Origin of the sequence: Longibacter salinarum, from assembly GCF_002554795.1 — a bacterium.
Classification (GTDB): domain Bacteria; phylum Bacteroidota; class Rhodothermia; order Rhodothermales; family Salinibacteraceae; genus Longibacter; species Longibacter salinarum.
In genome coordinates this window covers 113,268-127,500 of record NZ_PDEQ01000008.1, presented here as the reverse complement: position 1 = coordinate 127,500, position 14,233 = coordinate 113,268, and the positions used below count along the sequence as shown (strand labels likewise).

General features: G+C 59.2%; 12 protein-coding genes. 8 read left to right on the top strand and 4 right to left on the bottom strand.

What is annotated here, in order from left to right:
- The first annotated feature begins 32 nt into the window (after positions 1 to 32).
- The 4 genes from purL to CRI94_RS14850 all read left to right on the top strand — a co-directional run bounded on the left by purL (position 33) and on the right by CRI94_RS14850 (position 4,790).
- Positions 33 to 2,306, top strand: coding sequence for a phosphoribosylformylglycinamidine synthase subunit PurL (purL, locus tag CRI94_RS14865; RefSeq protein ID WP_098077555.1), 2,274 nt, complete (start codon positions 33 to 35; stop codon positions 2,304 to 2,306).
- A 203-nt stretch (positions 2,307 to 2,509) separates the two neighbouring features.
- Positions 2,510 to 2,854 (top strand): thioredoxin, encoded by a 345-nt coding sequence (gene trxA, locus CRI94_RS14860; protein ID WP_098077552.1) that lies wholly within the window; start codon positions 2,510 to 2,512, stop codon positions 2,852 to 2,854.
- A 192-nt stretch (positions 2,855 to 3,046) separates the two neighbouring features.
- The gene (gene trxB, locus CRI94_RS14855) at positions 3,047 to 4,066 is read left to right on the top strand and encodes a thioredoxin-disulfide reductase (RefSeq protein WP_342751896.1); all 1,020 of its coding nucleotides are present in this window, start codon (positions 3,047 to 3,049) and stop codon (positions 4,064 to 4,066) included.
- A gap of 94 nt (positions 4,067 to 4,160) precedes the next feature.
- Positions 4,161 to 4,790 (top strand): LysM peptidoglycan-binding domain-containing protein, encoded by a 630-nt coding sequence (locus CRI94_RS14850; protein WP_179862340.1) that lies wholly within the window; start codon positions 4,161 to 4,163, stop codon positions 4,788 to 4,790.
- A gap of 181 nt (positions 4,791 to 4,971) precedes the next feature.
- On the opposite strand, the gene CRI94_RS14845 is transcribed toward CRI94_RS14850, so the two are convergent.
- Positions 4,972 to 5,832, bottom strand: coding sequence for a proline dehydrogenase family protein (locus tag CRI94_RS14845; protein ID WP_098077541.1), 861 nt, complete (start codon positions 5,830 to 5,832; stop codon positions 4,972 to 4,974).
- Positions 5,833 to 6,133: 301 nt separating this feature from the next.
- Between CRI94_RS14845 and CRI94_RS14840 the strand changes: the two genes are divergently transcribed.
- The 3 genes from CRI94_RS14840 (at position 6,134) to pdxH (ending at position 8,842) form a co-directional block, all read left to right on the top strand.
- Entirely contained in the window at positions 6,134 to 7,324 is a 1,191-nt protein-coding gene (locus CRI94_RS14840) for an alpha/beta hydrolase (protein WP_218919406.1), read from the top strand.
- Entirely contained in the window at positions 7,321 to 8,055 is a 735-nt protein-coding gene (locus CRI94_RS14835) for a DUF429 domain-containing protein (RefSeq protein WP_098077538.1), read from the top strand. Before CRI94_RS14840 ends, CRI94_RS14835 begins: the two co-directional genes overlap by 4 nt.
- 148 nt (positions 8,056 to 8,203) lie before the next feature.
- Positions 8,204 to 8,842, top strand: a complete 639-nt coding sequence (gene pdxH / locus CRI94_RS14830) for a pyridoxamine 5'-phosphate oxidase (RefSeq protein WP_098077534.1) — start codon at positions 8,204 to 8,206, stop codon at positions 8,840 to 8,842.
- A gap of 363 nt (positions 8,843 to 9,205) precedes the next feature.
- Here the strand turns inward: pdxH and CRI94_RS14825 are convergent, their stop codons facing one another.
- The 3 genes from CRI94_RS14825 to CRI94_RS14815 form a co-directional block, all read right to left on the bottom strand.
- Positions 9,206 to 9,718 (bottom strand): hypothetical protein, encoded by a 513-nt coding sequence (locus CRI94_RS14825; RefSeq protein WP_098077531.1) that lies wholly within the window; start codon positions 9,716 to 9,718, stop codon positions 9,206 to 9,208.
- 83 nt (positions 9,719 to 9,801) lie between these two features.
- The gene (locus CRI94_RS14820; RefSeq protein ID WP_143815429.1) at positions 9,802 to 11,655 is read right to left on the bottom strand and encodes an SLC13 family permease; all 1,854 of its coding nucleotides are present in this window, start codon (positions 11,653 to 11,655) and stop codon (positions 9,802 to 9,804) included.
- A 185-nt stretch (positions 11,656 to 11,840) separates the two neighbouring features.
- Complete coding sequence (locus CRI94_RS14815; RefSeq protein WP_245846213.1) at positions 11,841 to 13,190, bottom strand: MATE family efflux transporter; 1,350 nt, start codon at positions 13,188 to 13,190, stop codon at positions 11,841 to 11,843.
- Between the two features lie 222 nt (positions 13,191 to 13,412).
- Between CRI94_RS14815 and CRI94_RS14810 the strand changes: the two genes are divergently transcribed.
- Positions 13,413 to 14,117 carry a response regulator gene (locus CRI94_RS14810; protein WP_098077525.1) on the top strand — a complete coding sequence of 235 codons (705 nt, stop codon included), beginning with the start codon at positions 13,413 to 13,415 and terminating at the stop codon, positions 14,115 to 14,117.
- The last annotated feature ends 116 nt before the right edge of the window (positions 14,118 to 14,233 follow it).

Genomic DNA, 14,233 nt, shown 5'->3' with positions numbered 1-14,233 from the left:
TCCCCGTCTATAGCACGCTAGACCGTTTCTCCATGGCTGAATCAATCCTCCAGGCTCCAGACGTTGATCTCGACCTCGCGCTCGAGCATGGCCTGACCGAAGAAGAATACGAGTGGATCCTCGAGGAGCTCGGCCGAACGCCGACGTTCGTCGAACTCGGCATCTATTCCGTCATGTGGAGCGAGCACTGCTCCTACAAAAACTCGCTCGCTCTCCTGAAGACGCTTCCCAACAAAGGCGACCAACTTCTCGTGGCAGCCGGGGAAGAGAACGCCGGACTCGTCGACATCGGGGAAGGGCTGGGCGTCGCTTTCAAGATCGAGTCGCACAACCACCCGTCAGCGGTCGAACCGTACCAGGGCGCAGCTACTGGTGTGGGCGGAATCCACCGGGATATCTTCACGATGGGCGCGCGACCCATCTGCGCACTCAACTCGCTTCGGTTTGGATCTCTGGATGAGCCACGCGTCCGATACCTGTTCGATGGCGTCGTGCGAGGCATTGGCGACTATGGTAATTCGTTTGGGGTGCCCACCGTCGCAGGCGAGGTTTATTTCGACGAGGCCTACGAAGGCAATCCCCTCGTTAACGCAATGAGTGTCGGAATCGTCGACACGGATAAGATTGCAAGTGCTTCTGCGGATGAGGCCGGATGCCCTGTCTATATCGTCGGCTCCTCAACGGGGCGAGATGGAATTCACGGCGCGACATTCGCCTCGGAAGAGATCTCGGAAGAGAGTGAAGAGAAACGCCCGAGCGTCCAGGTCGGTGATCCATTTCAGGAAAAGCTCCTTCTGGAAGCGACACTCGAAGCGTTGAAGGAGGAGGTGGTGGCAGGCATCCAGGATATGGGCGCAGCGGGTATTACGAGCTCGTCCTTCGAAATGACCGCGTCGTCTGGAACCGGGATGGATCTACATCTCGACCGCGTACCGGTACGGGAAAGCAAAATGACGCCGTATGAGATCATGCTCTCGGAGAGTCAGGAGCGTATGCTCATCGTGTGCAAGAAGGGCCGGGAGGAAGAACTCAAGGCCATCTTTAAGAAATGGGACCTGAATGCGAAGCACGTCGGCGAGGTCACCGATACGAAACGCGTGCGCATCTTCTGGAATGGAGATGTCGTGGCGGACCTTGACCCGCATCATCTGGCAGCCGGAGAAGGAGCGCCAGTCTATGAGCGAGAGACCAAGGAGCCAACGTATCTGAACGAAACCAGAACATTCGATCCTACGAGTATTCAGGATGTGACACCGGAGACGGCCTCGGATGCCTTCCTGACGCTACTCGAAGCACCTAATATTGCGTCGAAGCGATGGGTGTTTGAGCAATACGATACAATGGTCCGTACGAATACAGTGGTCGGGCCGGGACCGAGCGATGCGGCCATTGTCCGAGTGAAGGGAACCGATCGTGGTCTGGCGGTCAAGACGGACTGCAATGGTCGCTACGTCTACCTTAACCCGCGGCGTGGAGCGCAGATCGCTGTCGCGGAAGCAGCACGTAACGTGACCTGCGCAGGTGGGAAACCGATGGCCATTACGAACTGCTTGAACTTCGGCAATCCGTACAAGCCGGAGGTGTACTGGACGTTCGAGCAGGCGATCCGTGGTATGAGCGATGCCTGCACAACGCTGGAGACGCCCGTCACCGGAGGGAACGTGTCGTTATACAACGAGCATCCGGAGGGAGCTGTCTTCCCTACCCCGACCATCGGCATGCTTGGCGTTGTTGACGATGTCGCAGAGCACAGCACAACCTCGGCATTCCAGGAAGACGGCGATGTGCTCTTTCTGCTGTCGCCCGACACCTGGGCACACCGGGACGACATCGGCGGATCCGAATATTTGGCGACGCTGCACGGCATGACAGCCGGAGACGCTCCCTATATCGACCTCGAGGAAGAGCGAGCCGTACAGAACGCAATGCTCACTCTGATCCGTGACGGCATCGTGCAGCACGCGCACGATGTCTCTGATGGTGGCCTAGCGATCGCACTGGCGGAATCGGCTATTCACGGCCAGGTCGGTGGGCAGGTGGACCTCGGTGCCGTCGATGACATCCGGGCAGATGCTATTCTATTCGGGGAGGCGCAGTCCCGGATTACGTTCTCCACGCGCGCTAATGCTGCAGAACGAGTGAAAGAGGTGCTGGCGGACATCGATGGCGTCTCGGTTCGCCGTATTGGTGAGGTCGGAGGGGCGAATCTCAAGCTCACCGTCTCCGGAAGCGAATATCTTGACGCAGACGTGGGCGCGATCAGTGATGTCTACGAAAACGCAATCCCGAAACGGATGAACGCCTAAATGTACGTGACCGACGCTAGCCTGCGTATATGTCGTGTCGCGATGGCAGAAGCGATCTGCAAAGCTGCGTGACACGAGAACGGCACGCTCCTTGTTCATCGTATTATTGCGATGAAGGATGGCAATCCGAGAAACCGTAGCATCAATGAGACGGTTTATCTCGCTGGCATCCTGATCACTTTCCCTGCAAGCAAACCAAGATTATGGCTGACAACCCAAATGTCGTAACGCTGACGGACGATAACTTTGAAGAGGAAGTCCTGAACGCGGACAAGCCGGTTCTCGTCGACTTCTGGGCAACCTGGTGCGGTCCCTGCCGCCAGATCGCCCCCATCATCGAAGATCTGGCTGACGACTTCGAGGGGCGGGCGAAGATCGGCAAGCTGGACGTCGACAACAATCCACGAACGGCGCAGGAATACGGCGTACGCTCGATCCCGACGCTTCTATTCTTTAAGAACGGTGAAGTAGAAGAGCAGCTCGTCGGTGCGATGGCGAAGAGCGCCCTCGCGAAGAAGCTCGAAGCACTTAGCGGTCAGCCTGCGTAGGTAGCGCACGCATGTGACGGAGCAATCTGGACGACCGGTGCCCGCATATTGATGCCGGCACCGGCGTTCAGGTGTCTGCCGGACCGGACGATAACGACTTAGACGACGTATAACATGGCTGTTACTGCAGACCAAAACTCCACATCGAACGGGACTACCGGCGACGGTGCCCCGACGACGCCTGACACCTCCATGTTCGACGACATCGATTTCTCCGATGCGGAGATGCACGATGTCGTTATTATTGGTACAGGCCCGGCGGGCTGGACCGCTGCTATTTACGCAGCACGGGCGGACCTAGACCCTCTAATTTACATGGGGCCGGAGCCCGGTGGGCAGTTGACGACAACCACGGACGTGGAGAATTACCCTGGCTTCCCCGAGGGTATTCTCGGGCCGGAAATGATGGAGCGGTTCCAGCAGCAGGCGGAACGGTTCGGCACGGAGTCCCGCTATGGCACCGTGACGCACGTCGACTTTTCTGAGCGTCCGTATCGCCTCCTGGTTGACGAAGAGACGCCTGTCTATGCTCAAGCCGTCATTGTGTCGACCGGAGCGTCTGCCCGCTACCTTGGTCTTGAGAATGAACAGCGTTTGATCGGAAAGGGTGTGACGGCCTGCGCGACATGCGATGGCTCCTTCTTCCGCGGCGAAACGGTTGCTGTGGTGGGTGGAGGCGATAGCGCTATGGAGGAAGCGACCTTCCTCACCAAGTTCGCAAAGAAAGTGTATGTCCTGCATCGCCGGGACGAGCTGCGCGCATCCAAGATCATGCAGGAGCGTGCGTTTGAAAACGACAAGATCGAGTTCGTTTGGAATACTGAAGTCATTGATGTCCTCGGCGAGAATCAGGTTGAGGGCATTGAGGTGATCAACAACGAAACAGGCGAGACCCGCGTGATGGACGAAGTCACAGGTCTATTCCTGGCCATCGGTCATACGCCCAACACGGAGCCCTTCATGGGGTGGCTCGATACAGACGACAACGGCTACATCATCACGAAGCCGGACTCGACGTACACAAACGTGCCCGGCGTCTTCGCATCGGGGGATGCTCAGGATCATGAGTACCGGCAGGCGGTGACGGCTGCGGGAACGGGATGCATGGCCGCTATTGACGCAGAACGATGGCTTGCCGAACACGGCCGCGTGGATCCTCAGGCGGAGAAGAAACGGGTTGCGGAGCCAAAAGCCACGGCCGCAAAATCTTAAAATCTCGTTTTCTATGCCAGACGTGCTAGATTTGCACGAGATTTGCTGTTAGGTTATGCAGTCCCACGTCTTCGCTTCGTACGCCCATTGTTTCATGCGTGTCAAGTTGTTCATTCCACGTCTTTTCGTGTTCGGTCTCGTTGCTCTCCTCGTCTCCGGCTGCCAGATGCAGTCGGACGCTCTGCAGCCTCCGCCGGCTCCAGATCCTGAGACAGCACTGGCTGAACCGGATCCTGTGACCCACGCGGTCGATGCCGAGAAGGCGGTTCCGGCACGAACGACGACGGCCGCGACGCGCACGTTGCAGCAGCGACTTGACGATGCCAGTGCCGAAGCACGTGTGATCCACGCACTCGCGAAGCAATCTCAACTTCGCATCTTCGACTTCCACCCCACGGTGAAGGATGGACGCCTCACACTGTCTGGGGACGTCAACACCTCGGAACAGCATCGGGTGCTTGAGCGCGTCCTGGCGCGTGTGGACGGCGTTCACAGCGTAAACAACCAGGTTACGGTCGCCGGACAGTCGGTCGCGGAAGCCCGCCAGATGATTGCGGACGCAGGTGGAGATACGGAATCGAAAGGTGCCTACTACACGGTTCGCTCCGGCGACACGCTCTGGAAAATTGCGAGACGACACCGTGCGTCCGTCGAGCGGATCAAGGACTTGAATGAGATTCGGGGCACGAGCCTCCAGCCAGGACAGCGCATTCGGGTTCGTTGATCACGTCCACACGTTCAAGATACGCGAAGGGCCACCGGCAGTGATGCGGGCGGCCCTTTTTTCTGATTGCTTGTCCTGTATCTATTTCTCGTACGATCAACGACACGCCACGAAGAAGGACTGTGTCATAAATCGGCTGATGACACACGATGCGGAACCGGTTGATACGCTGTGCGATGTGTTATGAGCGAAAGAGGTTGCGGAGAATAAAGAACACGTTTTCCTTTCGTTCCCGCAGCCGACGGTAGAAATACGGAAACCACTCCGTTCCGTATGGGACGTAGACCATCATGTTGTAGCCGTCCGCGGCCAATTTCTCCTGCGTTTCCGGCCGGAGGCCGTAGAGCATCTGGAACTCGTATCGCTCCGGCGCAATACCCTGCTTCGCCGCGTACGCTTTGGTCGCATTAATAAGTTGGTCGTCGTGCGTCGCGATACCGGAGTAGTCCGTGTGTTGCAGGAGGCGCTCCATATAGTCGATGTAGCGCGCCCGGATGATGTCCATGTCTTGATAGGCGACGGACGCCGGCTCGCCGTACGCGCCCTTGCACAGCCGCACGCTTGCACCGAGCTCGCACATGCGGCCGATGTCCTGATCCGTTCGTTTGAGCATCGCCTGCAGCACCGGACCGACGTGGTCGGGGTAATCGGGATACACGGTCTCGAACAGGTCGAGCGTCGACTGCGTCAGGTCGGAGTCCTCCATGTCGAGCCGGACGAAGATATCCTTGCTCGCGGCGACCTCAAGCAGCTGCCGCAGATTGTCAAGGCAAAAGTCTTCATCGATCATCTGTCCCATCATCGACAGCTTGATCGAGATCCGATTCCGAAGGTGGGACTTCGGCCGCTCGGCCATGGTATGCACGAGGTCGATGTAGGCATCCCGTGCTCGCTCGGCTTTCTCCCGGTCATGGATATGCTCTCCCAAAAGATCGAGAGCGACGTGTAGTCCTTTGGCGTTCAGTTCGTCGACGACGGGGAGGGCCGACTCCAGCGTTTCGCCAGCAACAAAACGACTGGCTAGCACGAACGGCAGTTTCATGGCTCCAAGGATTCATCGGGGGAGGATTCGAGATCGGCAGCCGGCGAAAACCGACTCGATCCATGTTAACTTAGAACAAAGTGGATGGTTGGGGAGAATCAGTAAATGCCATTTGGAACCCTCGGATTTGAAAAGGAATGTGCATTTGCCTGTCAGATTTCCGAGTCTGTGTATCCTGTCTTCACGATTTCCGCTTTTTCATCTCCGTATGTGCTTAAACGTATCCAGCGGCCGGGCGTCAGGTCGGTTCGTCTCAACTCAGAATGTCAGCAGAGCTGCATTCACGATTCTCATTCTGGGAATGATGGTGGCTCTCAGCGTAAGTGGTTGCAATGAGGGGCGCGTCGCACCTACAAATGGTGCACGATTGAAAGTAAATGTCCCGGATACTCTTCCCGACGGAGCCGAGATTTATGTCGCTGGCTCATTTAACGATTGGGAGCCTGGAGAGAGTGAGTATCGCCTGAAGCAAACCCGTGACGGGCTGTACGAAATCACGCTTCAGGAGGCATCTCCTGGACCGTTACAGTTCAAGTTTACGCTAGGCTCCTGGGAATATGTAGAGGTGGATGCAGACCGTAAGGAGGTCGGTAATCGAAAGATTGTCGTTCCGGAAGATCGAGGAGTGATTTATGAATCGACAATAGCGGGCTGGCGAAATCCAGAACGGTCGTGGCCGTATCCCAATTCGACGGCTACCGGTTCTGTCTCTGTCCTGGGTCCAGCGTTCGAAATGGCACCGTTGGACCGAGAACGGCGCGTCTGGATCTATTTGCCTCCCGACTACGAGACATCAGAACGAGATTACCCGGTGCTCTACATGCATGACGGGCAAAACCTGTTCGACAAGGCGACGAGTTACGCTGGTGAGTGGGGCGTAGATGAATCGCTCGACTCCCTGCACGCCAGCGGCGATCCCGGAATTATTGTCGTTGGCGTGGACAATGGAGCTGAGCTCCGCTCTGATGAATACTCTCCGTGGCGAAATGAGTCTGTGGGCGCAGGGGGCGAAGGCGAAGACTACGTCCGCTTTCTCGTCGAAGAACTAAAGCCCCATATTGACTCCCTCTATCGCACGAAGCCGGGACCCGAGCACACGGGCATCATGGGTTCGAGCATGGGCGGCCTTATTTCCACGTATGCGATGTTCGAGTATCCGGATGTCTTCCGAAAAGCTGGGATTTTCTCTCCGGCCTACTGGTTCGCGTCGGACATTTTCGACATGGCAAAATCAGCACCAGCGCCTGAACCTAACACCCGGTGGTACGTGATGAGCGGTGCGCTGGAGACAGCTCCCGGCGAGCCGGACAGCGTCTATGTGCGTGATCACGAGAAAATGATCGACCTCCTCAAGGAGGCTGGATATACGTCTGGGGTGCACCTCACCTCGCATATTCGCGCCGATGGCAAGCATGCTGAGTGGTTCTGGCGACGCGAGTTTTCGGAGGCGTACCACTGGCTCTTTCGTCAACCGGCCACTGCAGGGAAATGAACGAGATCCCGCCCGACACCCGCTGGGTAGCAGGTCTTGACGGCTTTCGCTCTGGCTGGTTCGCCGTGTTCTTTCGCCCGAGCGATGGGCAGGTGCAGCGTAGGCGTGTCGACTCCGTGGAAGATGTGCTTGACGCGCCAGAAGCCCCCGTATTCATTGGTGTCGACATGGTGATTGGTCTCCCGGACCGGGCAGCGCGGGGTGGGCGCTCATGCGACCGGGAGGCCCGCTCGATTCTTGGCTATCCGCGGAGCAGCAGCGTGTTCTCGCCACCTGCCTATGCCGCGCTCTCGGCAGACAGCTTCGACGAGGCGCGTCGCCTCCACACCGCGACGGCAGACGATGCGCCGGGCATCACGATCCAGGCATTCCATCTCCTGCCGAAGATGCGGGAGCTCTCAAGAATCGTGACACCGGGGCGGCAGGATCGCGTCCGGGAGGTTCATCCCGAGCTTTCATTCTATGAAATGAACGGCCGGACCAGCGTAAATGAGAGCAAACACGACGACAGCGGGCAGAACATCCGGCGCCGTCTTCTTGCGGAGAACGGTTTTCCCGACATCGACGACGCACTTGCACAATACGCCACGGGCGAGGTGGGCGCAGACGACGTGCTGGATGCGCATGCGGTCTGCTGGAGTGCGGCACGCATGGCCAACGAGACGGCCAGCCGAATTCCCGAGGCTCCGGCGACCAACGAGCGCGGTCTGCGCATGGAAATCTGGTGGTGAGGCAACCCAGGTTCGGTGGAGCGGAACAGCGGCCGATCTGCACGTGCAGACGTGCGAGGGTTGCAACAACCGGCCCGGCAAGAAACGGCGGACCGCAGGGGCTCGTTGGGGCGATGCAACTCAATCAACGACACGAACGAAGCGACGCATGAGCATAGCAGATCTGCGGCAGGAATACGCAAAGCACGAACTCGACCAAGACCACGTTGAGGACGATCCCATCCAACAGTTCGAGGTCTGGTTCGACGAGGCACTAAAGGCGGAGGTCGAGGAGCCCAATGCCATGACGCTGGCCACGACGGACGAGCTCGGCCGGCCGGCGGCGAGGATCGTGCTGTTGAAGGGCGCGGACGAGCGCGGATTTATCTTTTACAGCAACTACGATAGCCAGAAAGGGCAACAGCTCACCGCCAATCCGCATGCTGCTCTCGTCTTTTGGTGGGAGCCGCTTGAGCGTCAGATTCGAATCGAGGGCGAGGTTGAAAAGCTACCAGATAAGGAGTCGGCCGACTACTTCAAGAGTCGCCCGTATGGTAGTCAACTTGGTGCGTGGGCATCGCCACAGAGCCGTGTGATCGAAAGCCGGGAAGTGCTGGAAAAGCGTCTGGAGCTTGTGTCGGCCGAATACAACGAGGGCGAGGTGCCGCGTCCACCGCACTGGGGAGGCTACGTCGTTCGGCCGCGGACGATCGAGTTCTGGCAGGGACGGCCGAACCGGCTGCACGACCGCCTCCGCTACCGCCACGAGGAATCCGGCCAGTGGACCCTAGAACGCCTTGCGCCCTGAGCGAAGCGAGGAAGTGCTCTTGGGGTGCGCCCTGAGCGAAGCGAGGAAGTGCTGGTGAGGCGTACTTTGCGGGAGCTTACGAGCGAGACCGAGTAGGCACAGTCGGAAAAATGCTCCGCGCGTCATCTCTCGTTCAAGAGTGTTCGATTTTGAAAAAACGCCCTGTACCTGTAATAAATCTTGGTCGGTCCACGTTATGTAGATGTGGGAAGGAGGGTCCGACGGATGATCGCCTTTATGGTGAAGCCTTGACTGGCAACCGTGGGGTCCTCTGGTGAAACCGATGAGTATTGCGCCGCCGGTCTGTGGGAGACGGGCGGCGCTTTTTTTATTAGATCAGCCGTTTCAGCCGACTACGTCGCGTTATGGGGCGTCGCCCTCCGGGGGAGGTGGATCGGGGAGGGTCGACCGGTAGCGTCGGTCCGTGAGTTCACGGACATCTGCCTTGGACACCAGACGCCAGTATGGCGAACTCAGCCGCCCGCTGTCCGAGCGGCGGAAGGTGACGCGGAGGAAGAGCTCCTTCGATCCGCGGGCCCCTCGGTGCGAGAACGCGCCCCAGTGCATGATCCAGTATACCCGTGCCGGGTCGATCTGAAACGTTCTGCCGATGCGATCTGCCAGGTACCGTACGTCGTCCAGTGTGGACGGACCACGGTTGCGTGCAAGTTCGCGCACGACGACGGTGCGATCCCGGCGTTCATCGTCCGGCGGGGATGGGTACACCTGCACCTGAGCGCGTGCCTCGAGCGCGTAGCCGCGCCACGTCACGATCGTATCGGCGAGGGGTTGTGCGCTACACGGGTTCGAGCAGACGAGCCCGAGGATCAGGAGGGGAAGAATGAGCACAGCGGAGGCATGGTCGGACACGCGCATGAGACGGAAAGCATTGGGAAGAGTCTTTTCCTTCTAAGACACCAGCCGACTCGGTCTCATAACGCCGGACAAACTACGATGCATTACACGCCGTAGATCATCGCGATACCCAGACAGGTGACAATCGCGAGCACAATTTGGAGCGGACCGCCGACGCGGAGAAAGTCCGTGAAGCGGTAGCCGCCGGGGCCGTAGACCATGAGGTTGGTCTGGTAGCCGACCGGTGTGAGAAGAGCACAACTGGCGGCAAACGTGACGGCGAGGATGAACGAGAACGCATTCGCATCGGCCAGCCGAGCGGCCTCCACCGCGACGGGTATCATCAAGATCACGCTAGCGTTGTTGCTGATAACCTGCGTGATCAGCGAGGTGAAGACGTAGAACACAAACAGAAGCGTAATTCCGGACAGGTTGCCTCCGGCATCCGCGAGCGCGTACGCGAGATACTCGGCGAGTCCGGATCGCTCCATCGCCATACCCAGTGGGATGACGCCGGCGAGCAGAAAGATCACGCTCCAATCGACGGACTTATAGATCTCGTTGGCTTGCACGCAGCCCGTCACGATCATGGCGAAGACGCCGGCGAGGGCCGACACGAGAATCGAGGTGATGCCAAGACCGGCTGTTCCGACCACGGCTGCGACAATACCCAGCGCGAGCCCGGTCTTTTCCCGACGAAAGGCCGGGTCTTCGCTTTCCTGGATGAGAACAAAGGTTCGGTTTCCCTCGAACCGTTTCATGGCTCGCTGCGAGGCCTGGAGCAGCAGCGTATCACCACCCTGGAGCGGGATTTCGTCGATCCGATCCGTAAAGTTCATCCCTCGGCGCCGCACGGCCAGGACGAGGGCATCGTAGCGCTGGGTGAACAAGGACGATCGGATGGTCTCGCCGAGCATCGGGTTCTCGGACAGCAGGACGACCTCCACAAGTTGCTCCCCTTTGTCCTCAATGTCGAAGTCCTCCTCCGTAATCCGCGCTTTCGCGGCAGGCTGGAGCCCCGCCGTATCCATGAGATGGAAGAGCGTGTCCCGCCGGGTTCGAAGGATGAGCAGGTCTCCCACTCGGAACTGTTTATTCAAGATGGGCGCGGGGAAGACCTCATTGTCCCGGATGATCTGAACGATGTCCACATCCTCGTCCATCTCGTTGAGCACCGTTTCCACTGTCCGCCCGACGAGCGGAGAGTCGTCTCGAATGACGACCTCCGAGAGGTAGCCTGCCATCTCGAATTCATCAGTCAGGTCTTCCTCCGGCTTGATGCGCTCCGGGATCAGGTGGCGGCCGATAAAGATCAGGTAGATCGAACCGAAGAGAAGCACGAGCGCCCCCAGCCCGGTGAACTCGAACATGCCGAAGGGTCGTCCGATGAGTCGCTCGGAGACGTCGGAGGCGAGGATGTTGGTCGACGTACCGATGAGCGTGAGCGTGCCGCCCATCATGGCGGCGAACGATACCGGCATCAGAAGCTTCGACGGCGAGGTCCGCGTCTTCTTTGCGATCCCGGACACCATCGGGATCATCATCGCGACGACCGGGGTGTTGTTGATGATGCCGGCTGCCGAGCCCGACATCCCGACGATCATGGAGAAGCGCTTGAGTGGATTGCGATCCGTGTAGGTTGCGATTTGATTTCCGAGCCGTTGCAGCAGGCCTGTCTGGCGCACCCCTTCACTCAAGATGAACATGGCCAGGACCGTAATCGTCGCCGTACTGGCGAACCCCGAGACGCCGTCCGTTGGAGTTACCTTCGTCCAGGGCTCCAGGATGATGACGAGTACCATGAGGCCGATCGCCGTGACATCGAGGGGAAGCCATTCCGATACGAATAAGACCAGGGCAACGCCGACGATGCCCAACACGACAAACATGTCGGGCGTCAGAATCGGCGATGCGGACTGGGCGAGAAGCGGAAAGAGCGTCAGGAACACAGAGGGCATGTAGATGAACGTATGGCGTCGCAAACGGCACCAAGGACCCGGTAACATACGACGCGCGCGACGGAAGAGACAGCGCGCGTGCGGAAAATGACGAAACCGCTATAATCAGAATGGTGAACCGGGAGGCGGCAGGTTCGGGGCGGCGGCCTCGGCGCATGCACACGCCGGGGGATGAGATCGCGTGGTCAGTCCGAGTCGGCGGCGGCCGAGAGGAGGGTGCCGCGCGCATAGGGTACAGCCAGCGTGAGGAGGCGGACGCCCATCAGCGTCGTAATGCCCCACCAGACGCCGGCGAGGCCCCAGTTCATCGGGATCGTGAGGAGGAGGACGGCTGCAGCGGCGCCGGCCGAAAGGAGCATCGCTTTCGCGAGATAACTGAAGGCTTCGACGCCCATGTACAGGCCATCCCAGACGAAGACAAGACCGTTGAGCGGCTGAAGCACAGCGACGAATGGGAAGATGGTGAGCACAGCGGCGATCGTGGCTGCGTCGTCGGTAAAGAAGTCTGGCAAGACCGGCTGAAGGCCATAGAACGCTACGCCAAGCAGGATGCCGACGCCGAGGCCCCACTGGAGGAGACGATTCGATACCGAGCGGGCGGCATCCTCGTCGCCTGCCCCGAGATGCTTCGACACGAGCGCCTGTCCGGATACGGCCAGCGCATCGACGAGGAGCGCGAGGAAGAGCCAGAGCTGGGCGGCTACCTGGTGGGCGGCAACGGCGGTCGTGCCAATGCGTGTCGCGATGGCCGTCGCGAGCGTCATCGTGCCGACGAGGGCTGACGTTCGGATAAATAGGTCGCGCCCGATCGTGAGGAAGGCCCCCAGAGAGCGCAGCTTCGGCACGAGGGGACGGATGCCCAGTTCCTCGCGCCGCCGGTGCAGGAGAAGCACGAGAAAAGTGAGGGCGCCGATCCACTGTGCGGCGACGGTCGCCGTGGCTGCGCCGGCGAGGCCCCAGTCGAAACCAAAGATGAGGATCGGGTCGAGCGTAGCGTTAATGATGTTGAACCCGATTGTGACCTTCATCGGGGTGCGCGTGTCCTGGTAGCCCCGGAAAGCGCCGTGACTGGCCGTAATCAAGAGGACGGCGGGCCCGGCGCACGCTCGGATCCGAAGATAGGTGAGGGCGGGACCGAGGAGCCCGTCGTCTGCCCCCATGAGCCGCAGGATCGGTTCAGCGAACACCTGCAGCAGGAGGAGGGCAACGGCTCCGGATAGGATGGCAAGGAGGATCGCACGCATGACAACGCGGGAGGCTTCCTCCCGGTCGCCGGTTCCGATGGCGCGTCCCACGCGCGGCGTGGTGCCGTAGGCGAGGAAATTGAAGATGACGAACGTCATCGAAAAGATGGACGCATTGATCCCGAGCGCAGCCAGTGGGATCGGTCCGAGTTGTCCGACGAAGGCCGTATCAACGAGGGAAACGAGCGGGTCCGCTGCCAGGCCGGCAAGGGCTGGGACCGCTAGATCTAGAATGGGGCGGTCGTGCGGGCTAGTGAGGGCCGCTTTCACGCGGTGAATAAAAGAGGGCACAGGGCGAGGTTGAACGAATGGGGAAAGCCGTGCCCATCAGATACGAGTCATGACGACGACGTTCCGGCGAACGATTGATGCGGAATATGAACCAAGGGCGGGCGAAAATCTGACCTGTTCATGGTGGCATGTAGCGATAATAAACTTTCCATAACAACGTAGTGCTTGTGATGAGGGTAACATACGCACACACACGCCGCCCACGAACCCGCTACCTTCGCCGTGGAAGAACCACGCTCTGATGCCCCCACGATCCTCATCGTGGATGACGAGGAAGACTTGCTCGACCTCCTGGAGTACAATCTCAAGCAGGAGGGCTACAACACGTTGCAGGCGCACGACGGCGTTGAGGCGCTGGATGCCGCTCGTGAGCATGACCCAGATCTGATTGTTCTGGATGTCATGATGCCTCGCATGGACGGGATTGAGGCGTGCCGTCGCCTTCGGGCCGATGCGCACCTGCGAACCATTCCCATCATGATGTTGACCGCTAGAAGCGAAGAGGAAGATCAGGTCGCCGGGCTCGATGTAGGTGCGGACATCTACCTTAGTAAGCCGGTCAGCATTTCCGTCATCGTGAGTCAGGCGAAGGCACTGCTTCGCTCGGCGCGTCGATATGAGGTGGCACCAGACAAGCTCGCCGTGCATGATCTAACCGTGGATCGCGATCGCTACCTCGTTTTTCAGGAGCGCGAGGGTGAAGAAGAGGAGCTTCGGATGCCGAGGAAAGAATTTGAGTTGTTGTACTTCCTTGCCTCACATCCGGGCAAAGTTTTTTCCCGGCAGGAAATCCTCGACGAGGTGTGGGGACCGGACGTCTACGTGGTCGACCGGACCGTCGATGTCCACGTCCGAAAGATCCGGGAGAAAATCGGCAGTACGTATATCGAGACCGTCAAAGGGGTCGGTTATAAGTTCAAAGAGTAACACACAAACGCTGTCGACCCTGCGCGTATGTCCAGCTAACGAGCTTCGAACCACGACCAATGATTGGCTTTCTCTCCAGCTACGCAATCGCCCGATCGAGCGTGTTAAGATGTACG